Raw genomic sequence first — 23,223 nt, forward strand, 5'->3', positions numbered from 1 at the left:
CCTGCCGGACGCCGGCCCCGGCGCGGAGACTTTCGCGGCGCGGGGCCTTCCTCGGCGCGGGGCCTTCCGCCGACTCGGGGACTTCCCCGGCGCGCGGGGCTGCGGCCCCTTGTGACCGCACCGGCGGGCCCCTTGTGACCGCACCATCGGCATCCGGCAGAGCCTCTTCTATCCTCGACGCATGACCACCGCATCCCTCCGCGCCGACAACCGGCGGATCAGCCCCGTCTTCCTGGGGATCGCCGCCGTCACGGCGGTCGCCGGGTGGGCCGTGTGGACGGACTTCGCGGCGAACGCCGGGATCGCCGTCTTCCTCTTCGTCACGGGCGCCTGGATCGTCTCGCTCTGTCTGCACGAGTACGCGCACGCCCGCACCGCGCTGCACAGCGGCGACATCTCCATCGGCGCGAAGGGTTACCTGACGCTCAACCCGTTGAAGTACACGCATGCGCTGCTGAGCATCGTGCTGCCCGTGATCTTCATGATCATGGGCGGTATCGGCCTGCCGGGCGGCGCGGTCTTCATCGAGCGGCACCGGATCCGCGGCCGCTGGCGGCACAGCCTGATCTCGGCGGCCGGGCCGCTGACGAACGTCCTGTTCGCGCTCGTGTGCACCGCGCCGTTCTGGCTGGGCGCCCTGGACGACGTGCCCGCCGGCTTCCGCTACGCGCTCGGTTTCCTTGCGCTGCTCCAGGTCACGGCGGCAATCCTGAACTTCCTCCCGGTGCCCGGCCTCGACGGCTACGGCGTGCTGGAGCCCTGGCTGTCGTACAAGATCCGCCGCCAGGTCGAGCCGCTCGCGCCCTTCGGTCTGCTCCTCGTCTTCATCGTCCTGTTCATCCCGGAGGTGAACGCGGCCTTCTTCGACGCGATCGACGCGATCCTGAGCGCGCTGGGCGTCAGGGACGTGGACTCCTACTGCGGCCAGAACCTCTTCCGCTTCTGGACCGACCGGAACGAGTACTTCTGCGGCCCGGTCGGCTAGCCGGCCCGTCGGCGAGTCGGCCGGCCGGGCCGCGTCGTCGCGGGCGGCCGCAGCCGCCCCGGGCGCGGACGTGGCACCAGTCACATAGGCACCGGTCACATAGGAGAGGGGACGACCGCGAGGGGCCCGCGTTCAGCGGGGGTGACGTTTCCGGCACGCCTCGCGCGTGGGCACGCACCAACGCAACGTCCGTCTCCCCGCCGGCAGACCCACGTGGGCCCACGGCCGCGCCTGGTGTGCACCGCCCTCCAGGGCGTGTCCGTTGCCTCGGCCGGGGCCCGGGCCGACGAACGCCGGACCCTGCCGGCCCTGCCGGCCACCGAGCCCGGCCTCACGGCTGCGGGCCGGAGACCTACGAGGTCAGCTGCCCGCGTGCGTGACGACCGGGGCCGACCGGTCCGGCGCCGGGTTCGGGCAGGTTGATCTCGGCCCACACCGCGTCGAGGGAGAGGCCGAGGACATCGGCGATCGCCGCGATGGTCGGGAAGGCGGGGGTGGCCACGCGGCCCGACTCGATCTTCCGGAGGGTCTCCGGTGAGACACGTGCGTCGAGCGCGATATCGAGCATCGAGCGCTCTCCCCTGGCCCGCCGGAGGAGGGCGCCGAGGCGCTGTCCGCGTTCGACCTCTGCGGGAGTGAGCGGCAACCTGACCATGGCCCGATTCTAGTACCGGTATAGTATGGCCGGTATAGTTATTGGCCGCTGGAGAAGGGCGCCCCGTGATCGAGATCCTGAACCCCACCCTGCTGACCCGGGCGAAAGACACGGGTGCCCTGGTCGCCGGCATCCTGCGGACCCTGAAGAGCCGGAGCACGGTCGGCACGAACCTGCTGGACATCGACCGGTGGGCCAAGACCATGATCGTCGAGGCGGGAGCGCAGTCCTGCTACGTCGACTACGCGCCGTCCTTCGGACGCGGACCGTTCGGCCACTACATCTGCACGGCCGTCAACGACGCCGTGCTCCACGGGCGTCCGCACGACTACACGCTCGCCGACGGCGATCTGCTGACACTCGACCTCGCCGTCTCCAGAGGCGGAGTCGCCGCGGACGCGGCCATCAGCTTCATCGTGGGCGACGCGAGGCCCCCGGAGAGCGTCGCGATGATCAGTGCGACCGAACGCGCGCTGGCCGCGGGGATCGCCGCCGCCGGGCCCGGGGCTCGCGTCGGCGACATCTCCCATGCGATCGGCACGGTCCTCAGCGAGGCGGGGTACCCGATCAACACCGAGTTCGGAGGTCATGGCATCGGATCGACGATGCACCAGGACCCGCACGTGGCGAACACCGGACGGCCCGGCCGTGGATACAAACTGCGCCCCGGGCTGCTGCTCGCGCTGGAGCCGTGGGTGATGGCGGACACCGCCGAGCTCGTCACCGATGCCGACGGGTGGACGCTCCGAAGCGCGACAGGCTGCCGGACAGCCCACAGTGAGCACACGATCGCCATCACCGACGACGGAGCCGACATCCTCACCTTGCCGTAGCAGTCGACGGAGGGGCCGGCGGCGCCCGGTGACGCGTCAGCCGGCGGCCCCGGCCCGCCGCTCGGACCGGGCCCGCCGCAGGTAGTACCAGGCCATGTTGGACGAGAGCCCGGTGAGCAGGACCCAGACGACGCCCAGCCAGTTGCTGCCCTGGACGAAGGAGACCACGGCCGCGACGGCGGCGAGGACGCAGACGGCGAAGGCGTACAGAGCGAGGCGGGGCAGGCGGGGCATGGGGGACGGCTCCTGTCGGGGGTGCCAGGGGGCGCGCCTGGGGGCGCTTCCCGGGCGGGGTGGACGTACGGTCCAGTGTCCCCCATGGCCCGTACGCGCCCGCACTCGCACTCGCCCGGACCGGGCAGCGTGCGGGAAACCTCTCAGACGTCCGTGACCCGCAGACCCGCGTGGGCCTTGTAACGCCGGTTCACCGAGATCAGGTTCGCCACCAGCGACTCCACCTGGTGGGCGTTGCGCAGCCGGCCGGCGAAGACCCCGCGCATCCCCGGGATGCGGGCCGCCAGCGCCTGCACGATGTCCGTATCGGCGCGGGCCTCGCCCAGCACCATCACATCGGTGTCGATCCGCTCGACGGCCGGGTCCTGGAGCAGCACCGCCGAGAGGTGGTGGAAGGCCGCGGTCACCCGCGACTCGGGCAGCAGCGCGGCCGCCTGTTCGGCGGCGCTGCCCTCCTCGGGGGTGATGGCGTACGCGCCCTTCTTGTCGAAGCCGAGCGGGTTGACGCAGTCGACGACCAGCTTGCCCGCCAGCTCCCCCTTCAGGGCCTCGATGGTCTTGGCGTGCCCCTCCCACGGCACGGCGACGATGACCACGTCGCTGCTGCGCGCGCACTCGGCGTTCTCCAGTCCCTCGACGCCGTTGCCGAGTTCGGCCGCGGCCGTCCGCGCGCGCTCGGCGACCCGGGAACCGATGATCACTTTCTGTCCGGCCCTGGCCAGCCGGTAGGCGAGCCCTCGGCCCTGGTCGCCGGTACCGCCGAGGACGCCGACGACGAGCCCCGAGACGTCGGGGAGGTCCCAGGGGTCCTTGGCGGGAGCCTTCGCCGGGGCCTTCGCCGCGGTGCCAGGAGCGCCGGAAGCGGCGGGGGCGGTGCTGGGGGTGCTGTCCGCAGAAGTCATGGCCCGACCCTACGTCGCGGTAGCGCCGGACGGTCACGTACGGGTGAGCACGCCCCGGACCCGCCGCCGTCACGGGCCGGCCTGCGGCAGGATGCGGGCCCATGGATGCCGTACGCGTCGCGCTGCTGCGCGAGGTTCTGGCCGGGACGGAGTGGCCGGCGCTCACCCGCCGGTTCGCGGGGGTGCTGCGGTCCTCCGTCGTGCCGCAGGGGGGTGGCCTGCTGCTGGTGGGCACCCGGGAGTACGAGCCGTGGCACCTGGCCGCGCACCTGGTGGACGAGGCGGCGTGGTCGGGGCTGCCGGAGCTGAGCCCCACGCTGGTACGGCACCGGGTGCGCCCCGGGGACCCGGCGCACCTGGCCGTCGGACTCGGCCGGCTCGAAGCGGCGGGCCGTGGCGAGACGCTGCTCCTCGTGGCCCCGGACCGGCCGGACGGCGGCCTGCTGGAACGGGTGTACGACGCGCGGCGCTCCGGAGCGCGGGTGCTGTCCCTGGACCGCGGGGACCCGGATGTACGGGGGCTGGCGCACGAGGCGCTGTCGGTGACGCTGCCCGACAAACGCGATGTACGCGATCCGCGCGGTCTGCGCCGTCTGCGCGACGAACACGACGGCACCAGCGGAGACGACAGCGGATACGTGAGCCACGGCACCGGGAGCTACGGCACCGACGCCGACGGCGTGGACCTCGACATCGTGCAGCACCTGGTGAGCGCGGCGGCCGGAGAGAACAGCCTGCCCGGGGCACGGAGCCGCCGGCGCTTCCGCGACCGGCTGGCGCGGCTGGCGGATCAGCTGACGGCGCCGCCACCCGCCCGCTGGTGACCGCGCCGGACCCGCCCGGGCCGGTCCCGGCAGACCGGGGGGCACGCGACTGGCACACGGCGAAACCCGGTTGCCCGGCCCACTCCGTCCGGAAATCATGGCTGGTCGTGGCTTCTCCTCTCGTCTCGCTCCTGCCGGATTTCTCCCCGTTCCGCTCCTCCCGGGACTTCCGGCTGCTCTGGGTGCAGGGGCTGGTGACGAACTTCGGCAGCTTCATGGCGATGATCGCCCTGCCGCTCCAGATCAAGGACCTCACCGGCTCCCCGCTCGCCGTCGGCGCGATGGGCGCGGTGGAGCTGGTGCCGCTGATCGTCTTCGGGCTGTACGGCGGCGCGCTCGCCGACGCGGTGGACCGGCGCAAGGTCATCCTGGGCACCGAGGCGGGGCTCGGGCTGCTCGCCGGCGTCCTGCTGCTGAACGCCCTGCTGCCGGAGCCGCTGCTCTGGCCGCTGTACCTCGTGGCCGCGGGGGTGTCCGCGCTCGCCGGGCTCCAGCGCCCGGCGCTGGACTCGCTCATGGCCCGGATCGTGCCGCACGACCAGCTCACGGCCGCCGCCGCGCTGAACGCCGTGCGCTGGCAGATCGGCGCCATCGCGGGGCCCTCACTGGCGGGCGTGGTCGTCGCGTACGCCGGTCACGCGACCGCCTACGCGGTCACGATCCTCGGCTTCCTCGTCTCCGTACTGATGTGCCTGCGCCTGTCGGCCGCGCCCGCCGCGCACGACGCGGAGAAACCGTCACTGCGCTCCATCGCCGAGGGCGCGCGGTACGCGTGGAGCAGACCGGTGCTGCTGGGGACGTACGCCGTCGACCTGGCCGCGATGTTCTTCGCCTTCCCGAACACGATCTTCCCGTTCCTCGCCGACGATCTGCACGCCGAGTGGGCGCTGGGGCTGATGTACGCGGCCGGGTCGGTCGGCTCGGTGGTCCTGAGCCTGACGAGCGGCTGGACCTCCCGGGTGCGGCGGCACGGCCTGCTCGTGGTGTTCGGCGCGGCGGGGTGGGGGCTGGCGATCACCGCCGCGGGGTGGTTCTCGGACGTCTGGGTCGTGCTGCTGTGCCTTGGGCTCGCGGGCGCCGGCGACATGCTGAGCGGTCTGGGCCGCTCCACCATCTGGAACCAGACCGTCCCGGAGGAGCTGCGCGGCCGGCTCGCGGGCATCGAGGTGCTCTCGTACAGCGTCGGCCCCCAGCTCGGCCAGGTCCGCGCGGGCGCGGCGGCGGGCTGGACGGGCACCCGCCCGGCGATCTGGGGCGGGGGGCTGGCGTGCGTGGCGTCGGTGGGGCTGCTGGCGGCGGTGCTGCCGAAGCTGCTGACGTACGACGCGACGACGGACGAGGACGCGCTGCGCCGCCGGGCCCAGAAGGAGGCCCAGAAGGAGGCGTCGACCCCGACGCCGTAGGCACGGCACGTCCCAGCGCGCCCGGCCGGCCCGGCCGGCCCGCCGCGTCCGGTCGGCAGGCCCGGCCCGCGCCGCCGCCCGGCCCGGCGCGCCCCCGCCGCCGCCCGGCCCGGCCCCGCGTGTACCGGCCGGCCCGGGCCTTCCCCGCCGCTCAGGCCGGACCCTCGCCCTCCCCCTTCGTCCCGTCGTCCCAGCGCGGGTCCGTCTCCCACTCCCTGTTGCGTTCCCGCGCCGTCTCCATCGCGTGGGACGCCTCCTCCCGGGTGGCGTACGGACCGAAGCGGTCCGCCGCCCGGCATTCCGGGCCTTCCTCGACCGTCCGGTGCCGCAGGCAGTAGTACCACTCGCCCGGCTTGCCCACCGTGCGCTTCTTGAACAGGGCCATCGTCGGCTCCTCTCTCTCGCCGGTGCCTCTGGCGCCATCGTGCCCCACGACGGCTGGTTAGACTCGCCGCATGTCTGGCCAGTCGCTGCTCGTACCGGGGAAGATCTCCCCCGCCCGTTCCGTACCCGCCAAGATCCGGCGCCCCGAATACGTCGGCAAACCCGGGCCCGCTCCGTACACCGGGCCGGAGGTCCAGTCCGCCGAGACGATCGAACTCATGCGGATCGCCGGGCGCATCGCCGCGCAGGCGATGGAGGAGGCCGCGAAGCACATCGCGCCGGGCGTGACCACGGACGAACTGGACCGGGTCGCGCACGAGTTCATGTGCGACCACGGGGCCTACCCCTCGACCCTCGGCTACCGCGGCTTCCCCAAGTCGCTGTGCACGTCCGTCAACGAGGTGATCTGCCACGGCATCCCGGACACCACGGTCCTGCGGGACGGCGACATCGTGAACCTCGACGTGACCGCCTACATCAACGGCGTCCACGGCGACAACAACGCCACCTACCTCTGCGGCGACGTGGACGAGGAATCCAGGCTCCTGGTGGAGCGGACCCGGGAGTCGCTGAACCGCGCCGTCAAGGCCGTCCGTCCCGGCCGCCAGATCAATGTCATCGGGCGCGTCATCGAGTCGTACGCCAAGCGCTTCGGCTACGGCGTCGTACGGGACTTCACCGGGCACGGCATCAACTCGTCGTTCCACTCCGGGCTGATCATCCCGCACTACGACAGCCCGCAGGCCACCACCGTCATGCGGCCCGGGATGACCTTCACCATCGAGCCCATGCTGACGCTCGGTACGTACGAGCACGACATGTGGGACGACGGCTGGACCGTGGTGACCAAGGACCGCAAGCGCACGGCCCAGTTCGAACACACCCTGGTGGTGACCGAGACGGGCGCGGACATCCTCACGCTGCCCTGACCCGGGGTATCTCGCGGGTCTCCCCAGTCTCCTGGTTCGCTCGATTCCCCCGCTCCCCCCGCTTCCCCCGGTTGCCGCTGGGCGAGGCCCGGGTAGCGTTTTTACCGACAGGACGTCGGGAACCATTGACTTAGGTAAGCCTAAGCCACGAGCATGAGTCCCGGCGGCAACACCTGCCGCCGGGGCCGGGTTCGCCGTCGGTCCCCGTTCCCCTCGGCCCCCGGAGGCCCGCCTTGGACGCCACAGCCGACCCCGCCGCCGCCACGCCGTTCTCCACGCTCATCCGCGACGCCTCGCACGCGCAGCACACCGCGGCGGAGACCTCCCCGTTCATGAGCGACATGCTGGGCGGCCGGCTGGGGGTGGCCGCGTACACGCGCTACACCGAGCAGCTGTGGTTCGTCTACGACGCGCTGGAGAGCGCCGTCGACGCGCTGGCCGGGGATCCGGTGGCCGGGCCCTTCCTGCGGCCCGAGCTGGCCCGTACGCCCGAGCTGGCGCGCGACCTGGCCCATCTGCGCGGCCCCGACTGGCGCGCGGGGCTCGAACCGCTGCCCGCGACCGCCGCGTACGCGGCACGGATCGAGGAGTGCGCGCGCACCTGGCCGGGCGGCTACGTGGCCCACCACTACACGCGCTACCTGGGCGACCTCTCCGGCGGCCAGATCATCCGCTCCACGGCGGAGAAGACCTGGGGCTTCGCGCGCAAGGGCGACGGGGTCCGCTTCTACGTCTTCGAGGGCATCGAGAATCCGGCGGCGTTCAAGCGGGACTACCGCGCGCTGCTGGACGCGGTGGCGGCCGACGACTTGGAGAAGCAGCGGATCATCGACGAGTGCAAGCGTGCGTTCGACTTCAACGGGGCGGTCTTCCGCGAGCTGGGGTCACGGTTCCCGCTGAGCGCGTGACGCGTGCGACGTGCGCGACGTGCGCGACGTGCGTGGTCCCGGACCGACACGCGACCGGACCGGCGCGTGACCGGACTGACGCGTGACCGGTCGGACTCGGGAGCGCACGGCCCCCCTGTAAGCTGCTGACCATGGCGCCCACCACCTCTCCGCAGTCGGATCGTGGCGCACCCACCGCCCAGCGCGGGCTCCTGACCGAACGCATCGCGCGCCAACTGGAGCACGACATCCGGTCCGGCGAGATCGCCGTCGGCACGAAGCTGCCGTCCGAGCGTGAACTCGCCACCCGGTTCGGCGCCAGCCGGAACGTCGTGCGCGAGGTGCTGCGCCGCCTCGAGGCCCAGCACCTGATCGAGGTCGCGCCGGGCCGCGGGTCGTTCGTCCGGGAGCAGACGCCCGGGCAGGCGCGCAGCTACGACGCCCTGTACCGCGCCGGACGGCCCACTGTCCGGCAGCTCATCGAGGCACGCGTCCCGCTCGAGGTGGAGATCGTCCGGCTGGCGACGCAGCGCGCGACCCCGGCGGACATCTCGGCGATGCGGGCGGCCAGGGACGCCCTGGAAGCGGCCACCGACGTCGTCGCCAAGGCACAGGCGGACGTCGATTTCCACGAGGCCATCGCGGCGGCCAGCGGCAACCCCGTCCTGCGGATCATGCTGTCCTCGATCAGCGGCATGATGTTCGAGATGATGCTCCGCTCGAACTCCGATCCGTCGATCGGCGAGCCCGGTGTCCCGCACCACCCCGAGATCTTCGAGGCGATCGTGGCGCGCGACGTCGAGCTGGCCTGCGAGCGGATGCGGTCCCATCTGACGCTCGGGCTGCGCACCTACGGCGCCGATCTCGATGTCAGCGTGGACGCGATGGCGCGGCAGCACATCGAGGCGCTGCTCGGCGAGAACGGCGACCGGGGATAAAGCCGGGGACAAGGCCGGGGATGACACCGGCAACGCACCGGGGATAGCGCCCTCCCACCACCCCGCACACCCCGGCACACACCACACACGCCGCACCCCCGTATCACCACGCTCAGTGACGCACCACCCGCCCCAGCGTCATACCGGTACCAAAGGGCTGTTCAGCGCGGGACTTCTGTTGCTACGGTCCCTCCTGCGGTCCCAACTGGTCCTACCAGTTGGACCGGATAGATCGGATGGATCGGGACGCATCACATCAGAAAGTCGAGGACAAGGATGTCCACGAGCAGCCAGTTCCTCAGCCGGCGCTCCTTCGGCAAGCTGGCCGCCGGCGTCGCCGCCGCCGCGGCGGGCACGGTGTCGCTCGGCGCCTGTTCGCCCGGGAGCGGCACCGCCTCCGCGAACGCGCCGCTGCGGATCATGGCGATCAACCACGTCTGGTCCCAGGCGATCAAGCGCCGCCTGAAGCGGTTCGAGGACCGCGTCGGACGCAGGGTCTCCATGACGCTGCTGACCGCTGACCAGCTCTCCAACAGCTACAACGTCAAGCTCAACGCCTCCGGCACGGACGTGGACGTCATGATGGTCCGCGCGCTCCAGGACCAGTTGCTCTTCGGGCGCAACGGCTGGCTCACCGACCTCACCGACCGGGTGAAGGGCGAAGCGGCGTACGACTGGCCGGACTTCCAGGACGCCCCGCGCGAGGTGTCCGTCACGGACGGCAAGGTGCTGAGCGTCCCCGTGGTGACGGAACGGCCGGCGCTCTACTACCGCAAGGACCTCGTCGAGGACCTGGGCGGGCCGCCCCGGACCCTCGACGACCTGATGGAGATGTCGCTCGAACTCGCCGACCGGGACCGGAACTTCTTCGGGTACGTCGGGCGCGGGCAGCGCAACGGCGCCGTCAGTCAGTGGTCGAGCTTCCTCTACTCCTTCGGCGGCGACTTCGTCGTCGACGGGAAATCCGGCATCGGCTCGCCGGAGGCGGTGGCCGCGTACGCCTACTACGGCGGCCTGCTGAAACGTACGGGCCCACCAGGGGCCACCAATATGAGCCTCGAACAGGCCATGCCGATCTTCGCCCAGGGCAAGGCCGCCTTCTACGTGGACGCGGACGCCATCTACAGCAACTTCCTCGACCCCAAGATCTCGACCGTGGGCAGGACCGTGGGGTTCGCGCCGTTCCCGGCCGGCCCGGCCGGGGCCCGGCCGCACAACATCCCCTCCTGGAGCCTGGGGATCAACCGCTTCTCCCTTCTGCGCGACGAGGCGTGGGAGTTCGTCCGGTGGGCCTCGGGACCGGAGATGGTCGCCGAGCTGCAAGCGGCGGGTATCCCCGGCGCCCGTAAGTCGGCGTGGTCGGACGCGAAGACCCTGGCCGCCTTCCCGGCCGAACTCGCGGAGACCATGCGGATCAACGCGGAGCGCGGCATCGGCTACGACCGGCCGCAGGTCCTCCAGGTGGGCCGGTCACGCGACATCGTCGGCCGTCCGCTGGTGGCCGGGATCCTCGGCGAGGCGGTGGCGCCGGTCGCCCGCGACGCGAACGCCGAGTTCGACGACTTCCTCGTCCGCGACAACCGCCACCGGGAGTCCTGATGCGTACGGCCAAGAACGCGACCACGAGCGCGACCGAAGACACGACCGGCAACCCGACCGACAACGCGGCTGGCACCGCCGCGGCGTCCGGCGGCCCGACGGCCCGCACGGCCGACGGCTCCCCCGGCGCGGCCGGACCCGGCGCCCGTGGCTCCCGCGGGCGCGCGCCCCGCACCTTCGAGCAGGCCAACCGGCGGCTGAAGTGGGCCATGCTCGCCCCGGCGCTGGCCTTCGTCGGCCTGATGATCGTCTTTCCGCTCGTCTTCACGCTCAATCTGTCGTTCACCGACGCGTTCGGCGCGGTGAACGCCGGCAAGAACTACGTCGGCGCACAGAACTTCCTCGACGCCCTCGGCGACTCCCGCCGCTTCTGGCCCGCCGTGCAGCGCACCGTGGTCTTCACCGTCGGTGCCGTGGTGCTGGAGACCGTGCTGGGCCTGGCCCTCGCGATGCTCATGCGCAAGCCGTTCCGCGGCATGCGCTGGGTGCGTACGGTCCTCATCATTCCGCTGCTCACCACGCCGGTCGCGATCGGCATCCTGTGGCTGCTCATCCTCGACCCCAGCAACGGCATCGCGAACCACCTGCTCACCTCCCTCGGGCTGCCCCCGCAGGAGTTCCTCGGCTCGGTGAGCCAGTCCCTGCCGACCCTGATGCTCATCGACGTCTGGCAGTGGACGCCGATGATGACGCTGCTCCTGCTCGCCGGGCTGACCACGCTCCCCGAGGAGCCCGAAGAGGCCGCCCTGGTCGACGGGGCGGGCGGCTGGCAGCGGTTCCGGTACGTCATCCTGCCGATGCTCGGCCCGACGCTCGCCACCGCCCTCGTCCTGCGGGCCGTGGACGCGCTCAAGACGTTCGACATCCTCTACGCGACGAAGGGCGCGGGCGGCGGCTCGGACTTCGAGGCCGAGACCCTCAACGTCTACGCCTACGGCCTCACCTTCGACTACCAGGAGTACGGGCTCGCGTCCGCGGTCCTGGCCCTGTTCACGCTCTTCATCATCGGCGTCGTGATCCTGCTCCGCCGCCGTACCGGAAGGAAGACCGCATGAGCCCCACCGTCTCCTCCTCCGTACGGCGCCCCGATGCCGGGGGCGGCGCGAGTGCCGACGCGGGTGCCGGCGCGGGTGCCGTCGGCACCGTCCCGTCACCGCGCCCCGGCAGGCGCCGGCGCGGGTACGGGGCCTGGCTGCGCGGCATCGCCATCGCGGCCGTGACCGTCGTCTTCGCGCTGCCCATCGTCTGGATGTTCGCCGCCGCCTTCAAGACGAACGTCCAGGTGACGGACCCGACCGTCGGCCTGTGGTTCTCCCCCACGCTGGACAACTTCCGGAGCATCCTCGAAACGGGGCAGATCCTCCGGCCGATGGGCAACTCGCTGCTCGTCGGCGTGGTCTCCACCGTGCTCTCCGCGATCATCGCCGTGCCGGCCGCCTGGGCCGTGGGGCGGTTCCGGATGCGCCGTACGGGATCCCTCATCCTGGTCGCGCGCATCGTCCCGGCGATCTCCCTGCTGGTGCCCTGGTACTACCTGTTCGCGCAGGCGGGCATGGTGGGCTCCTACACCGTGCTGGTGCTCAGCCACATGTTCGTCTCGGTGCCGCTGATCCTCTGGATCATGATCAGCTTCTTCGAGGGCCTGCCGGTCGAGCTGGAGGAGGCCGCGCGTACGGACGGACTGTCCGCGTTCGGCGCCTTCTGGCGCATCACCCTGCCGCTGGCCGCCCCGGGCACCGCCACCGCGTCCCTGCTGGCCTTCGTCTTCAGCTGGAACAACTTCATGTTCGCGCTGATCTTCGCCGACGAACGCACCCAGACCGTGCCCGTGGCCCTGTTCAACTTCATCTCCTACGCGAGCACCGACTGGGGCGGTCTGATGGCCGCCTCCAGCCTCATCACGGTGCCGGTCCTCCTCGCCGCGGTGCTCGGACAGAAGTACCTCGTGGCGGGGCTGACGTCCGGCGCGTCGAAGGGCTGACGTCCGACGCCGCGCGGCGTTCACCGTTCGCCTTCTCGCCCCGCTCCCCGTTCCCCGCTCCCCGTTCCCCGCTCACCGTTCCCCGTCCGTACCGCACAGCTCAGAAAGAGCCCATTCATGAAGATCGTCGACGCGAAGGTCGTCGTCACCAGCCCCGGCCGCAACTTCGTCACGCTGAAAATCACCACCGACGAGGGGGTCACCGGCCTCGGGGACGCCACCCTCAACGGGCGGGAGCTGGCCGTCGCCGCCTACCTGCGGGACCATGTGGCGCCCCTGCTCGTCGGCATCGACCCGCACCGCGTCGAGGACACCTGGCAGTCCCTGTACCGGGGCGCGTACTGGCGCCGCGGCCCCGTCACGATGGCCGCGATCGCCGCGGTGGACGTGGCGCTGTGGGACATCAAGGCCAAGGCCGCCGGGCTCCCGCTCTACCAGCTGCTCGGCGGCGCGAGCCGGGAGCGGGTGGGGACGTACGGGCACGCCAACGGCCGTGACATCCCCGAGCTGTTCGACTCGGTCCGCGCCCGCCTGGCCGAGGGCTACCCGGCGATCCGGATCCAGACCGGCATCCCCGGCCTGAAGACCGTGTACGGCGTGCACAGCAGCCCCGACAGCGCCGAGGCCGAACCGCACCAGCAGGCCCGCCCCGTGGTCGAGGACTGGGACACCGCCGCCTACCTGCGCCACATGCCCACGGTGTTCGAGGCCGTACGCAACGAGTTCGGGCCCGAACTGCCCCTCCTCCACGACGCGCACCACCGCCTCACTCCCGCGCAGGCGGCACAGCTCGGCAAGGACCTGGAGCCCTACCGCCTGTTCTGGCTGGAGGACTGCACACCGGCCGAGAACCAGGAGGCCCTTCGTCTGGTCCGCCGCCACACGACGACGCCCCTCGCGATCGGCGAGGTCTTCAACACCGTGTACGACTACCAGACGCTCATCACCGAGCAGCTGATCGACTACGTACGCTCGGCGGTCACCCACTTCGGCGGTGTCTCACCGCTGAGGAAGCTCTTCGACTTCGCCGCGCAGTACCAGATCAAGAGCGCCATCCACGGCCCGGAGGACATCTCGCCGGTCGGCATGGCGGCGGCGGTCCATCTCGACCTGGCCGTGCACAACTTCGGGATCCAGGAATACGCGGGATACACCCCGCTGACCCACGAGGTGTTCCGGCACGCCTTCACCTTCACCGACGGCCACCTCCACCCGGGCGAGGCCCCGGGCATCGGCGTGGACCTGGACGAGGAACTGGCCGCGACGCACCCGTACGAGGCCGCGTACCTGCCGGTCAACCGGCTCCAGGACGGCTCCGTCCACGACTGGTGACGGCCTCCCGGATTACGTCACCCGCCCGCTGAAGTCCGCTCCCTCCGAGCCCACTTGACGTTCGCGGAGCCGCCTCGGCCACGTACGGGGCGCCGGTTAAGGTTGCGTTCCGTACGGGTCGTACGTGGCACGCCCGCGTACGACGAAGCGGCGACGCGAACACAGGAACAAGGGGCGGGACATGAGCGGCTCGGAAGAGATGGACGGGGACGAGGAGACGCGCCCGCTGAACACCCCGCAGGAATGGCGCGACTTTCTCGACGAGTACGGCGAGCTGTATCGGGAAGGGGTGGACGACAACGACATCCGCGAGTTCGACGAAGAGCAGTTGGAGGAAGGCGGCTGGCTGGGGTCGGAACCGGCCACCGAGGAAGCCGTGGCGGCCGCCGAGCAGCGGCTCGGCCTGCGCTTTCCGCCCAGCTACCGCAGTTTCCTGCTGACCACGAACGGATGGACCGCGCTCCGCGACTGGATCGACGAGGTCCATCCCTGCGAAGAGGTCACCTGGATGCGCGACACCGGGCCGGGCAGAAGCCTTGTGCACCTCTACGACAACGAGTTCCCGGACGCCGACCTCGTAGCGCTGTTCCGGCGGTCACTGCAGGTCGCGAGCGGTGAGGACCTCTGGCTGCTCGACCCGACGGACGTCGGCCCGGACGGCGAGTGGGCGGCCCACCTCTTCACCCCGAAGTACGGCGATCTGGAATCGCACACGAGCTTCGCCGGGCTGTTCCACGAGAGCAAGGACTTCTTGGAATAGCGAGGTACGGCAGCGACACACGGCCGGGCGGTGATCCGCGCGGGACGCCGGACGCGGGCGTCCCGCGCGGAGGGCGCGGCAGGAGGCGAGGCACGGACCCGGGCCTCGCCGTCCTCCCGGCACGGGAACACCCGTGAGTCAGGCCCTGGCGATGTTCCTGCCCGGCATCGGCTCCGCGAGTGCTGTCCGCCATTCAGGCGCGCCGAAGGCGTCCGCGAAGTACTGCGTCTCGTGCACCACGTGGCCGTGGGCGAATTCCATGATGCTCACCGAGCGGACGGGCGCGCCGTCGTACGTGATGACACACTCGCTCACCCACAGATCCCCGCTGCCGACGATCCGCTGGACGAGGAACCGACGGCGGGCAGGGTGCCCGCCGCGTTGCGCCGAAATCGTCGCGCGGCCCCGGAATCGTTCTCCTGACTGGGGGTAATCGAGGATCGCGTCCGAGGCGTAGATGGCGTGCTCGGCTTCGACGTCCCCTTGTTCCGACGCCCGCCAGTGTTCCTCGATCGCGGCCCTGAGCCGGACATCGGGATCCATCGCATCGTCCCTTCTGCGGGTGGCCGGAGCGACCCGGGGGCCTGGGAACACCCCGAGGCCGCCTCCCGGGACGCCGGCCCGTCGAACGTGACGGGCAACGACGCGAGCGTAGACCGACCGACGCGGCGCCCCGGCTCACCACATCCGTACCGGGTCCCCCGGCGGCACGCACGGTTCGCTGAACCGGCCCATCGCACGGGGAGGCCGGCCGTCGCGCCGGGCCGACGGCCGCGAGACCTTCAGACGGCGGCGTGCGTACTCGGTCCCCGGCGCTTGGCGTGCAGCCGCACCCGGCCGCCTATCTCGATCGAGCCGTCGGGGCCGGGGGCCGTGATCAGCTGCGAGCCCCGCCCCTGGGTGATGTTCAGGGCACGCCCCAGCTCCGCCGTGAGCAGCAGCGCCGCCGCGCCGGTCGCCTCGTCCTCCACGATGCCGTCGTCCCGGCGCGGGAACGCCCGCGCCCTGACCCGGCCCGCCGCCTCGTCCAGCCAGGCCCAGGCGTAGAGCCACCCCTCCCCCGGCGGCGGCGCGGGCAGGGCGTCGACCTCGGCGGCGGTGGCGTACTGCCGGAGCGTACGGGGCGGCGCCCACTCGGGGCGGGCGGTGATCCAGGTGAACTCCCCGTCCTGCCGCACCCACACCTCCCCGGCGGGCGGGTTCACCGACTCCAGGTCCAGCAGCCAGGCCGCGCCGACGAGCGGATGCCCGGCGAACGGCAGGCGCAGGCCGGGGGTGTAGATGTCCACCACGCCGAGTTCGGGATCGTCCACGAACACGGTCTCGCTGTAACCGAGCCGCGCGGCCAGCGCCTGCCGGCCCGCCCGGTCCGGATGATGGCGGCCCTCGCGGACGACGCCCAGCGTGTTGCCGTGTCGGCCGTCGGCGGCGCAGAAGACGCTGAGTACGTCGATGTCGTTCACCGGGGCATTCAAACATCAGGTGGCCGGCGCCTTTCAACCGCGCTTGGGCCCGCCCTCTGTTCTCCCTTCAACCGCGCCCGAACGCGACGGCGAGCGCGAGGATTCCGAGGACGGCGCCGAGGGTGACGGCCAGCGCTTCGAGGTGGTGCCTCGGTGCGCGGTGGCGGGAGCGGGTACGCCGTCGCCCTCGTACGGGGGCGACGAGCGGCGGCGCGGGCGACGGGGCGGCCGTCACCCCGGTCGGCTGGACCGTGAGGGTGTACCGGCCCGAATGATCGGCCGCGCCGACCGTGAACCGTTCCCCACGATCGAGCCGGCGCCGGGCCGCCTCCTGCTGCCGGTGGTCGTCGCACCAGGCCCGTAACGCCGAGGGCACGTCGGGCACGTGCGCCCCCACGGGCACCAGCACCCGCCCGGCGTCCGCCACCCAGGCGGCACGCGGATGCGGATCGAGGCCGTCGGCGATCCGGTGCGCCTGCTGCCGCAACCGGTACAGGGCGCCGCCCGGTGTGTACGTCTCCCACGCGCCGAGCAGGACGCGCGCCGTGGTCCCGTTCACGGGTCCCTCGGCGACGACGGTCACCTTGTACGTGTGCGTCGTGCGTGTCCCGTACGTCATCGGTGCCCGCACCCGCAGCACAGGCCGCACGGCCGGACCCACTTGAGATGAGGATGGGCGGCGATCTGCCGGTCACACTCCTCCACCGTCGGCTCCCCGATCCCCCGCCGCGCGTTCTCCCGCCGCTTCTCCCACCAGCCGCACACGTCGCAGCCGGTCACGGGTAAGGGAGCTACGGCACGACCGGATAGGGCTTCCGGCGGCACATACAGCGCTGTCGGCGCAACCTCCGGGCTACTCGCCATAGGGCACCTCGGAAACCTGTCTACTTCTCGCCACTCAGCCCACTCCTCTGCCGTTACTGGCGGTTGGGGAGCCGGACGGTGAACTACCGTGCGTACTCGGACAGCTACGAGAATGCACCCTGAAATTGGCTCAATTGCCGCTGGCGGAGGGAACCTCTCCGCCGCGTTCCGCTAGTTCCACACGCTCCACAACGCTCCACAACGGAGGTCAGCGCGATGCCGCCGAGACGGATCATCACCGGACGAAGCCAGGAACCACGCAAGCGGTTCGTGGAGGAACTGCGCCTGCTGCGCTCGCGGAAGGGCGACAGCCTGCGGAAGCTGGGCGAAGTGCTGGGCTGGGACTGGTCCCTGTTCGGGAAGATGGAGAGCGGCGAGACACTGGGCGGCCCGGAGGTGGTCCAGGCCCTGGACCAGCACTACGGGACGCCGGGGCTGCTGCTGACGCTGTGGGAACTGGCCATGGCGGACCCGACGCAGTTCAAGGAGCGGTACCGGCGGTACATGATTCTGGAGGCGGAGGCGGTGAGCCTGTGGCACTTCGGGGTCAGCGTCCTCCCGGGCCTGCTCCAGACGCCGGATTACGCACGCGCGGTGCTCGCGGCGGGCGGGCTCAGCGGCGAAGAACTCAGCCAGCAGATCCAAGCACGCATAGGGCGACGGGCGTTGCTGGACGGCGAGGCCCCGCCGCACTTCCGTGCCCTCATCTCTGAGACGGTGCTGCGCACGCCATTGCAGGACGTCGAGGAGTGGCGGCGGCAGCTTGAGCACCTGCTTGAGATGGCCGAACGTCCCAACGTCACACTCCAGGTGCTGCCCCTCACGGCAGGACCACACGGGTTGGTCAGCACAGACGTGATGTTCCTCCGCGCCCCGGACGGCAGCACCGTCGCCTACACCGAGAACGCGCTGAGCGGTGATCTGATCGAGCAACCGCAACAGGTCCAGAGCCTGCAACTCGCGTACGATGCGATTCGGGACCTGGCGTTGTCCCCGGTGGAGTCGCGGAAGTTCATCACGCAGATGTTGGAGGAGGTCCCGTGGGACCCATCGACTTGAGCACCCCGGTCTGGCGCAAGAGTTCGTACAGCAACTCGGACGGCGGCGCGTGCGTGGAAGCCGCCGCCAACTGGCGCAAGAGCTCGTACAGCAACCCGGACGGCGGTCAGTGCGTCGAGGCCGCCGACAACCTCCCCGGCATCGTCCCCGTCCGGGACTCCAAGAACCCGCAGGGCCCGGTCCTGACGTTCCCGACCACGGCCTTCACCTCGTTCATCCAGGCCGTCCGGACGGCAGCCCTCACCCCCTGAACACACCCCAACCCGAATCTCTTGCGTCGCCCGTTGCGCACAACGCCACGGGCGACGCCTGACGCCCGCTCCGCAGTGGAGAGTGGCCTGCCCTCGACGCGTGATGGTTTCCCTGTCGGTGGACCGCTGCGACAATCAGTCCGGTCGCAGGGGCACGCGCAGAGGGGGGCGGGTGGCTCAGTCAGAGATTCCGGTGGCGTTGATCGGCCTGGGCGGTGCGGTCGCGGGCGCGGCGGCGACCCTCGCGGTGGGCCGCATCACCGGACGCGCGAGCGTCAAGGCGGCCACCGTGGCCAAGGTGGACACCTTGCAGGACGAACTGACCCGATTCTGCGCACCGTTCGTCGACGCGAGGACCCAGTTGCATCCGGCCCTCAACGGACGGACCCCCGACGCACCGTGGCGGGCGCTGGCCCCGCAGATGTCCAGGGCGGCGCCACGCTGGACGTCGATGGCGGCCGACCCGCTGACGCTGTGGGATATGCCCGGGGTCGTACGCCGTAAGGCCGCGTACGTGGACGGCGAAATACGCTCTCACCAGTCCCGGGACGATCAACTGCTCGTCGGCGACGTACACGCGGCCGTGCGTGAGCTGTACCAGGAAGCCGCGACGCTCATCACCACGTACACGCGAGAGTTCCGCAGACTCGCCAAGCGCGGGCTGGGCGTGATGTGACGCGTACGACGTGCCGCCGCAGTCGCTCGGCGACCGGCGCCGGTTGAGGAGCCCGCCCGAGTGCGCCCGCCTCCGAGCCGTGAGGCACCCTGACAGACAGGTGCGCGCGTCTTTCCTCTCAGCTTCGGCGGCTCACCGCGCCGCCCACCGGACATTGGACTGATCCGTATGACATCCGCATCCCGCAACTCCTCCCCTTCTCGGCCGGCCCGCGACGCGGACCCCACTTTCGTGCTCGTGCACGGCTCGTGCTCCAGTTCGCTGATGTGGGCTCCCGTCCAGCGCGCACTGGCCCTGCTCGGCCGTCGCAGCTACGCCGTCGACCTGCCGGGGCACGGCTTCGACGCGCAGTACTCGTCCGCCTACCAGGCCCCGCAGGACCTCGAAGCCTGGGCGGTCGAACCGTCGAAACTGGCCGGGGTCACCCTTCAGGACAACATCGACATGGTGGTCGACGTCGTCCGGCGGCTGGCCGAGCACGGGCCGGTGGTGCTGGTGGGCGCCAGCCTCGGCGGAACCACCGTGACCGGGGTGGGCAACACGGTCCCCGACCTGGTCAGCCGGCTCGTCTACATCTCCGCGTGGTCGTGCGTGCGGCGCGCGAACCCCATGGAGTACATGCAGGAGCCCGAGTTCGGCGAGAACCTGCTCGCCCCACTGGCGGCGCTGAACGTCGGAAACCCCGCCGAACTCGGCGTCGGGCGGGCCAACTACCGCACCGCCGATCCGGACCTGATCGCCGCCGCCAAGGCTGCGATCATGGCGGACGGCACGGACGAGCAGTTCCGGGCCTTCCTCAACATCCTGCAGCCGGACGAGTCGCTCGCGGTGATAGCGAGCGACGCACGCGGCCACGCCGACACCTGGGGCACCGTCCCCCGCACCTATATCCGCCTCGCCGACGACCGGTCGATCCCCGTGGCCATGCAGGACCGACTGATCGCCGAAGGCGACGCTCTGACCCCCGACAACCCGTACGACGTGCACACCCTGGCCACCAGCCACGTCGGGTTTCTGCTCGAACCGGCGAAGGTGGCCGGCATCCTCGACCGGCTGACCGTCTGACACCAGGCACAGACACCCGGTGAGGACGTCGTGGGTGCAGCCGACCGGATGCACCCACGACGAGGTGGCCCTCGACCATCCCGGTCCGGAAGCTCTTGCGTCGGCTGTTGCGGACAACGCGACGAACACCGGCCAGAGGAACGTCCGGCGCACACGGCCGGGCCGGGAGGCGACTGGGCCGACGGGACCGCTTCGGCGGTGGCGGGGTTATCGGTGACGAGCCGTGGCGAGGTCGTTGAGCAGGTGGCCGAGCTCTGTGGGCGCCTGGAGGTGGGCCAGGTGGCCCTGTCCGGGAAGTTCGTGGACTTCGGCATGCGGGACGCGCTGCCGGACGTCCTCGAACGACGTCCCGTAGGGGGCCGTTCCGCGATTCGACTGGCCGACGATCAGATCGACGCGGTCCGCGCGCCGCGCCATCGCGTCCGGTTGCGGCGCGGCGTTCAGCGCCGCGAGTTCGGCGTGCGCGGGCATGCTCAAGCGGCACAAGGTCGCCCACGTTTCGCGGTCGGCCCGCAGCGCCTCGACATGCGCCGCGTCGAAGCCGGAGATCCGCTGATTCACTATCTCGACGGTGGTGTCCCAGTCCGCCTTCTCCTCGGCGGCCTTCAGGTCCGGCAGTGCGTGACGGCCGAACGGCCGCGTCACCGGCTCATAGGCGATCACATGGCGCAGCGGACGGTCGTCGGCGGCCAGCAACGCGATCAGGCCGCCGTAGCTCCAGCCGAAGAGCGCGTTCGCACCGTCGAACTCGTCGAGGACCACGCCGAGGTCCTCGACCTCCGTCCGCAGCGAGTACGCGCCGGTCAACGGCCCCGAGGGCGCGCGTCCCCGGCGGTTCACGACCGCCACCGACGGCCAGGCGTCGACGGCGGTCGCGACGCCCTGCCACGCGTGCGCGTCGCTCATCGCACCCGGGACGACGACGAGACCCGGAGCATCCGGCTCCCCGTACACGTCGACCGTCACCCAGCTGCCCCCGCCGACAGACAGCTTCTTCTGAATCGTTCGCTCCATAAATCCATTATGGAGCACACGCTCTACAATGCAACCGTGCCCCAGCGAAACCGTGGACGACCACCGGCCTTCGACCGCGACCGCGCGGTCCTCGACGCCGCCCGCCTCTTCTGGCGCCGCGGCTACTCCGGGACCTCGACCCGAGCGCTCACCGCTTCCCTCGGGCTCTCCACCTCCAGCCTCTACGCGGCCTTCGGCAGCAAGGCCGGGCTGTTCGAGGAAGCGGTGCGGACCTACGCCGAGCGCTACCGGGAGATCTACGAGCAGGCCGTCGCCGAGCAGGACATCCGGACCGTCGTCGAACGCGTCCTCACCGACTCGGTCCACGAGTTCACCCGGCCAAGTGACGTGCATCCGGGCTGCCTCAGCAGCAGCGCCGCGATGACCGACAGCACGAGCACGCTCGACACCAGCGCCTACTTCGCCGAACTACAGGACTCGAACGAGCGGGCCCTCCTCGCACGCGTCGAGCGAGCGATCCAGGACGGGGAACTGACCGCCGGGACCGACGCGGCGGCCCTGACCGGACTCGTCCAGTCCGTCTGGCACGGGCTGTCGACGCGGTCCAACCTCGGCGCGACTCGCGAGGACCTGCTCGCGACGGCGCGACTCGCCCACGAGCTGATCTGCCGGCAACTCACGCCGCCGGCCCTGTGACCCGCGACAGCCTGCCAGTACGCCGGGCCGGTTCTCGGTCTTGTGAGGACAGCCCGCCGACAACGGGTACGGCGAGCGATGTGCCAGGAGGAGTTCGGGGCGGCGTTCGCGGTCGCGGAGGTGTGTCAGTGCCGCGGTCTAGGGTCAACGGCATGACTGCAGAACGTGCCGCGTTCGAAGCGGCGTGGGACCGCTTCGCGTCGTGGCTGTCCGCGCACTGTCCCATTGACCATGCGGCCCTGCGACCGGCCGCCACCACCGAGGAGATCCGGACCCTCGAAATACGCCTCGGATTCCCGCTCCACCCGCAACTGAGGGCACTTCTGGAGCGGCACAACGGGGTCATGGAGAATCCAGAGCCGGACAACGTGTACGCGCGGGGGCTTTCCTTCCGTTGGGACACCGGCTCAGTGGAACGGACCGCATCGCCTACGAGCACGAGTTGCTGGTGAACCTGAGCGGGCTCATGGCCAACGGGCGTGGGGAGGACGACCTTCAAGGCCACGCCCATCAGTGGGTGCCCTTCGCGCATCCCAACGACGGGGGTGTCGCCTTCATCGACCACCGCCCCGGCCCGACCTACGGACGTGTCTACGAGATGGGCATCGGCTCGGGAGCCGTCGAGGCCGCCACGTGGGGGGCCAGCCTGACCGAGCTGTTCGACGCACTGGCCACGAGCCTGTACACCGGTGAGCCGTTCCGAGGCGATTGGCCCGATCCCTACGAACTGCCCTCAGGACATTTCCACCTCAGTTGGGTCGGCAGTAACCGTACGAAGATGGCGAGCATGCAGGACTGGCCCCCGCCCCAGCGGCTCGACTCGCCCCTCCAGCCGGCACCGGCCACCGGGCGAAAGCTGGGCCGCTCTCTTGGCGCACTCATTGTCCCGTCATAGTGGTCCGCGCCGGCGTGGGGCCGACGATCGTTCGTCGTACACGGTGGCTGTTGTCAGCGCGGCATGCGCCGCCCCAGCTCACGTGCCCGCTCACGCAATCCAGCGCTCCAGGCCCCGCCTTCCGCCGGAGCGGCCATCCCTGTGGCGGCGGAAAGCTGCACGTCTTCAAGCGGGCCGCCCGGTGCGGCTTCGAGCTGCGCCCAGTCCAGTTTGGTTCCGGCGCGCTCCGCGAGAACCAGCACGGTGGCGACAAAGCCTTCGGACAGTGCGAGCAGTACGGCGTGGCCTGTTCTTCTGTGCTGCGCGAGGAGGGCGTTGACGAAAGTTCCGAAGGTGACCGGATCAATCTGGCACTCGTCGTTCTCCATGGGCCCGATACCCGAGAGGAGTGCCAGTTCCGCCTCGAAGAGAGCTACGTGACGCTGGAACATCCGGGAAGCGCCGTTGGACGGATTCCACAGGGTCTCGTCGCCCACGTCGAAGTACTGGCTCATCGTGGCACCTTTCGCCGTAGCAGGGGGAATCGTCGCAGGAGCAGCCGCCGTCAGCGACTCCATTACGAAGCGGACAAGTTGGAAGGCTCGTCCGGGTAGTGCGGACGATCTTTCGCTGAGTAGTGTGAACCACCGGCGT

27 protein-coding genes are annotated in these 23,223 nt (G+C 71.0%); 18 read left to right on the forward strand and 9 right to left on the reverse strand.

Annotated features, from left to right (window positions below; translation table 11 throughout):
* The first annotated feature begins 181 nt into the window (after nt 1–181).
* On the forward strand, nt 182–985 hold the full coding sequence (locus IG02_RS0114155) for a site-2 protease family protein (protein WP_030746383.1): 804 nt from the start codon (nt 182–184) through the stop codon (nt 983–985).
* A gap of 352 nt (nt 986–1,337) precedes the next feature.
* Here the strand turns inward: IG02_RS0114155 and IG02_RS0114160 are convergent, their stop codons facing one another.
* Nucleotides 1,338–1,640 carry a helix-turn-helix domain-containing protein gene (locus tag IG02_RS0114160; RefSeq protein WP_030746387.1) on the reverse strand — a complete coding sequence of 101 codons (303 nt, stop codon included), beginning with the start codon at nt 1,638–1,640 and terminating at the stop codon, nt 1,338–1,340.
* Between the two features lie 65 nt (nt 1,641–1,705).
* Here IG02_RS0114160 and map (IG02_RS0114165) point away from each other — a divergent pair, with 65 nt between their 5' ends.
* A complete protein-coding gene (gene map, locus IG02_RS0114165; protein WP_030746390.1) occupies nt 1,706–2,473 on the forward strand; it encodes a type I methionyl aminopeptidase in 768 nt (255 codons plus the stop codon).
* 36 nt (nt 2,474–2,509) lie between these two features.
* Here the strand turns inward: map (IG02_RS0114165) and IG02_RS0114170 are convergent, their stop codons facing one another.
* Both IG02_RS0114170 and npdG read right to left on the reverse strand, forming a co-directional pair.
* Nucleotides 2,510–2,707 (reverse strand): hypothetical protein, encoded by a 198-nt coding sequence (locus tag IG02_RS0114170; RefSeq protein WP_234314732.1) that lies wholly within the window; start codon nt 2,705–2,707, stop codon nt 2,510–2,512.
* Nucleotides 2,708–2,850: 143 nt separating this feature from the next.
* The gene (gene npdG, locus IG02_RS0114175) at nt 2,851–3,609 is read right to left on the reverse strand and encodes an NADPH-dependent F420 reductase (protein WP_030746394.1); all 759 of its coding nucleotides are present in this window, start codon (nt 3,607–3,609) and stop codon (nt 2,851–2,853) included.
* Nucleotides 3,610–3,710: 101 nt separating this feature from the next.
* On the opposite strand from npdG, the gene IG02_RS42795 reads away from it, so the two are divergent.
* Both IG02_RS42795 and IG02_RS0114185 read left to right on the forward strand, forming a co-directional pair.
* The gene (locus IG02_RS42795; protein ID WP_030746396.1) at nt 3,711–4,433 is read left to right on the forward strand and encodes a hypothetical protein; all 723 of its coding nucleotides are present in this window, start codon (nt 3,711–3,713) and stop codon (nt 4,431–4,433) included.
* 107 nt (nt 4,434–4,540) lie between these two features.
* Nucleotides 4,541–5,836 (forward strand): MFS transporter, encoded by a 1,296-nt coding sequence (locus tag IG02_RS0114185; RefSeq protein ID WP_030746401.1) that lies wholly within the window; start codon nt 4,541–4,543, stop codon nt 5,834–5,836.
* A 151-nt stretch (nt 5,837–5,987) separates the two neighbouring features.
* On the opposite strand, the gene IG02_RS0114190 is transcribed toward IG02_RS0114185, so the two are convergent.
* Nucleotides 5,988–6,221: a hypothetical protein gene (locus IG02_RS0114190; protein ID WP_030746404.1), complete on the reverse strand. Its 234-nt coding sequence runs from the start codon at nt 6,219–6,221 to the stop codon at nt 5,988–5,990.
* Nucleotides 6,222–6,291: 70 nt separating this feature from the next.
* Between IG02_RS0114190 and map (IG02_RS0114195) the strand changes: the two genes are divergently transcribed.
* From map (IG02_RS0114195) to IG02_RS0114230, 8 genes are all read left to right on the forward strand, one after another.
* Entirely contained in the window at nt 6,292–7,149 is an 858-nt protein-coding gene (map, locus tag IG02_RS0114195; RefSeq protein ID WP_030746406.1) for a type I methionyl aminopeptidase, read from the forward strand.
* A 233-nt stretch (nt 7,150–7,382) separates the two neighbouring features.
* Nucleotides 7,383–8,057 (forward strand): heme oxygenase (biliverdin-producing), encoded by a 675-nt coding sequence (locus IG02_RS0114200; RefSeq protein ID WP_030746409.1) that lies wholly within the window; start codon nt 7,383–7,385, stop codon nt 8,055–8,057.
* Between the two features lie 131 nt (nt 8,058–8,188).
* Entirely contained in the window at nt 8,189–8,974 is a 786-nt protein-coding gene (locus IG02_RS0114205; protein ID WP_030746411.1) for a FadR/GntR family transcriptional regulator, read from the forward strand.
* 276 nt (nt 8,975–9,250) lie between these two features.
* Entirely contained in the window at nt 9,251–10,573 is a 1,323-nt protein-coding gene (locus tag IG02_RS0114210; protein WP_030746413.1) for an ABC transporter substrate-binding protein, read from the forward strand.
* On the forward strand, nt 10,573–11,628 hold the full coding sequence (locus IG02_RS0114215) for a carbohydrate ABC transporter permease (RefSeq protein ID WP_078854461.1): 1,056 nt from the start codon (nt 10,573–10,575) through the stop codon (nt 11,626–11,628). The genes IG02_RS0114210 and IG02_RS0114215 overlap by 1 nt, the downstream gene beginning before the upstream one ends.
* Nucleotides 11,625–12,554, forward strand: a complete 930-nt coding sequence (locus tag IG02_RS0114220) for a carbohydrate ABC transporter permease (RefSeq protein WP_051764986.1) — start codon at nt 11,625–11,627, stop codon at nt 12,552–12,554. The genes IG02_RS0114215 and IG02_RS0114220 overlap by 4 nt, the downstream gene beginning before the upstream one ends.
* Before the next feature lie 117 nt (nt 12,555–12,671).
* The gene (manD, locus tag IG02_RS0114225; protein ID WP_030746420.1) at nt 12,672–13,886 is read left to right on the forward strand and encodes a D-mannonate dehydratase ManD; all 1,215 of its coding nucleotides are present in this window, start codon (nt 12,672–12,674) and stop codon (nt 13,884–13,886) included.
* 181 nt (nt 13,887–14,067) lie between these two features.
* Complete coding sequence (locus IG02_RS0114230) at nt 14,068–14,646, forward strand: SMI1/KNR4 family protein (RefSeq protein WP_051764988.1); 579 nt, start codon at nt 14,068–14,070, stop codon at nt 14,644–14,646.
* Nucleotides 14,647–14,784: 138 nt separating this feature from the next.
* Here IG02_RS0114230 and IG02_RS0114235 read toward each other — a convergent pair whose 3' ends face one another.
* The 3 genes from IG02_RS0114235 to IG02_RS36330 form a co-directional block, all read right to left on the reverse strand.
* Nucleotides 14,785–15,189 (reverse strand): nuclear transport factor 2 family protein, encoded by a 405-nt coding sequence (locus IG02_RS0114235; protein WP_030746426.1) that lies wholly within the window; start codon nt 15,187–15,189, stop codon nt 14,785–14,787.
* 239 nt (nt 15,190–15,428) lie between these two features.
* Nucleotides 15,429–16,109, reverse strand: coding sequence for a PhzF family phenazine biosynthesis protein (locus IG02_RS0114240; RefSeq protein ID WP_107055599.1), 681 nt, complete (start codon nt 16,107–16,109; stop codon nt 15,429–15,431).
* A gap of 67 nt (nt 16,110–16,176) precedes the next feature.
* The gene (locus tag IG02_RS36330; protein WP_037802888.1) at nt 16,177–16,728 is read right to left on the reverse strand and encodes a hypothetical protein; all 552 of its coding nucleotides are present in this window, start codon (nt 16,726–16,728) and stop codon (nt 16,177–16,179) included.
* Between the two features lie 461 nt (nt 16,729–17,189).
* Here IG02_RS36330 and IG02_RS0114250 point away from each other — a divergent pair, with 461 nt between their 5' ends.
* From IG02_RS0114250 to IG02_RS0114265, 4 genes are all read left to right on the forward strand, one after another.
* Nucleotides 17,190–18,032 (forward strand): helix-turn-helix domain-containing protein, encoded by an 843-nt coding sequence (locus tag IG02_RS0114250; protein WP_030746434.1) that lies wholly within the window; start codon nt 17,190–17,192, stop codon nt 18,030–18,032.
* A complete protein-coding gene (locus IG02_RS0114255) occupies nt 18,014–18,283 on the forward strand; it encodes a DUF397 domain-containing protein (protein WP_030746437.1) in 270 nt (89 codons plus the stop codon). Before IG02_RS0114250 ends, IG02_RS0114255 begins: the two co-directional genes overlap by 19 nt.
* A 172-nt stretch (nt 18,284–18,455) precedes the next feature.
* Nucleotides 18,456–18,959: a hypothetical protein gene (locus IG02_RS0114260; protein WP_158712290.1), complete on the forward strand. Its 504-nt coding sequence runs from the start codon at nt 18,456–18,458 to the stop codon at nt 18,957–18,959.
* Nucleotides 18,960–19,127: 168 nt separating this feature from the next.
* Nucleotides 19,128–20,024 carry an alpha/beta fold hydrolase gene (locus IG02_RS0114265; RefSeq protein WP_030746443.1) on the forward strand — a complete coding sequence of 299 codons (897 nt, stop codon included), beginning with the start codon at nt 19,128–19,130 and terminating at the stop codon, nt 20,022–20,024.
* 207 nt (nt 20,025–20,231) lie between these two features.
* Here the strand turns inward: IG02_RS0114265 and IG02_RS0114270 are convergent, their stop codons facing one another.
* Nucleotides 20,232–21,038 (reverse strand): alpha/beta fold hydrolase, encoded by an 807-nt coding sequence (locus IG02_RS0114270; RefSeq protein WP_030746446.1) that lies wholly within the window; start codon nt 21,036–21,038, stop codon nt 20,232–20,234.
* A gap of 36 nt (nt 21,039–21,074) precedes the next feature.
* Between IG02_RS0114270 and IG02_RS0114275 the strand changes: the two genes are divergently transcribed.
* Nucleotides 21,075–21,695 carry a TetR/AcrR family transcriptional regulator gene (locus IG02_RS0114275; RefSeq protein ID WP_030746449.1) on the forward strand — a complete coding sequence of 207 codons (621 nt, stop codon included), beginning with the start codon at nt 21,075–21,077 and terminating at the stop codon, nt 21,693–21,695.
* A gap of 394 nt (nt 21,696–22,089) precedes the next feature.
* Entirely contained in the window at nt 22,090–22,590 is a 501-nt protein-coding gene (locus tag IG02_RS37770) for a hypothetical protein (protein ID WP_051764990.1), read from the forward strand.
* Between the two features lie 53 nt (nt 22,591–22,643).
* Here the strand turns inward: IG02_RS37770 and IG02_RS0114285 are convergent, their stop codons facing one another.
* A complete protein-coding gene (locus IG02_RS0114285; RefSeq protein WP_030746452.1) occupies nt 22,644–23,084 on the reverse strand; it encodes a DUF6086 family protein in 441 nt (146 codons plus the stop codon).
* Nucleotides 23,085–23,223: the final 139 nt, after the last annotated feature.

Origin of the sequence: Streptomyces sp. NRRL F-5135, from assembly GCF_000719775.1 — a bacterium.
In the GTDB taxonomy this organism is placed as follows: Bacteria; Actinomycetota; Actinomycetes; order Streptomycetales; family Streptomycetaceae; genus Streptomyces; species Streptomyces hebeiensis.

What these genes read in the sequence shown, in the direction of transcription:
- IG02_RS0114155 (WP_030746383.1), top strand. Translation starts at nt 182, where the DNA reads ATGACCACCGCATCCCTCCGCGCCGACAACCGGCGGATCAGCCCCGTC.
- IG02_RS0114160 (WP_030746387.1), bottom strand. Translation starts at nt 1,640, where the DNA reads ATGGTCAGGTTGCCGCTCACTCCCGCAGAGGTCGAACGCGGACAGCGC.
- IG02_RS0114170 (WP_234314732.1), bottom strand. Translation starts at nt 2,707, where the DNA reads ATGCCCCGCCTGCCCCGCCTCGCTCTGTACGCCTTCGCCGTCTGCGTC.
- npdG (WP_030746394.1), bottom strand. Translation starts at nt 3,609, where the DNA reads ATGACTTCTGCGGACAGCACCCCCAGCACCGCCCCCGCCGCTTCCGGC.
- IG02_RS42795 (WP_030746396.1), top strand. Translation starts at nt 3,711, where the DNA reads ATGGATGCCGTACGCGTCGCGCTGCTGCGCGAGGTTCTGGCCGGGACG.
- IG02_RS0114190 (WP_030746404.1), bottom strand. Translation starts at nt 6,221, where the DNA reads ATGGCCCTGTTCAAGAAGCGCACGGTGGGCAAGCCGGGCGAGTGGTAC.
- map (WP_030746406.1), top strand. Translation starts at nt 6,292, where the DNA reads ATGTCTGGCCAGTCGCTGCTCGTACCGGGGAAGATCTCCCCCGCCCGT.
- IG02_RS0114205 (WP_030746411.1), top strand. Translation starts at nt 8,189, where the DNA reads ATGGCGCCCACCACCTCTCCGCAGTCGGATCGTGGCGCACCCACCGCC.
- IG02_RS0114210 (WP_030746413.1), top strand. Translation starts at nt 9,251, where the DNA reads ATGTCCACGAGCAGCCAGTTCCTCAGCCGGCGCTCCTTCGGCAAGCTG.
- IG02_RS0114215 (WP_078854461.1), top strand. Translation starts at nt 10,573, where the DNA reads ATGCGTACGGCCAAGAACGCGACCACGAGCGCGACCGAAGACACGACC.
- IG02_RS0114220 (WP_051764986.1), top strand. Translation starts at nt 11,625, where the DNA reads ATGAGCCCCACCGTCTCCTCCTCCGTACGGCGCCCCGATGCCGGGGGC.
- manD (WP_030746420.1), top strand. Translation starts at nt 12,672, where the DNA reads ATGAAGATCGTCGACGCGAAGGTCGTCGTCACCAGCCCCGGCCGCAAC.
- IG02_RS0114230 (WP_051764988.1), top strand. Translation starts at nt 14,068, where the DNA reads ATGAGCGGCTCGGAAGAGATGGACGGGGACGAGGAGACGCGCCCGCTG.
- IG02_RS0114235 (WP_030746426.1), bottom strand. Translation starts at nt 15,189, where the DNA reads ATGGATCCCGATGTCCGGCTCAGGGCCGCGATCGAGGAACACTGGCGG.
- IG02_RS36330 (WP_037802888.1), bottom strand. Translation starts at nt 16,728, where the DNA reads ATGACGTACGGGACACGCACGACGCACACGTACAAGGTGACCGTCGTC.
- IG02_RS0114250 (WP_030746434.1), top strand. Translation starts at nt 17,190, where the DNA reads ATGCCGCCGAGACGGATCATCACCGGACGAAGCCAGGAACCACGCAAG.
- IG02_RS0114265 (WP_030746443.1), top strand. Translation starts at nt 19,128, where the DNA reads ATGACATCCGCATCCCGCAACTCCTCCCCTTCTCGGCCGGCCCGCGAC.
- IG02_RS0114270 (WP_030746446.1), bottom strand. Translation starts at nt 21,038, where the DNA reads ATGGAGCGAACGATTCAGAAGAAGCTGTCTGTCGGCGGGGGCAGCTGG.
- IG02_RS0114285 (WP_030746452.1), bottom strand. Translation starts at nt 23,084, where the DNA reads ATGAGCCAGTACTTCGACGTGGGCGACGAGACCCTGTGGAATCCGTCC.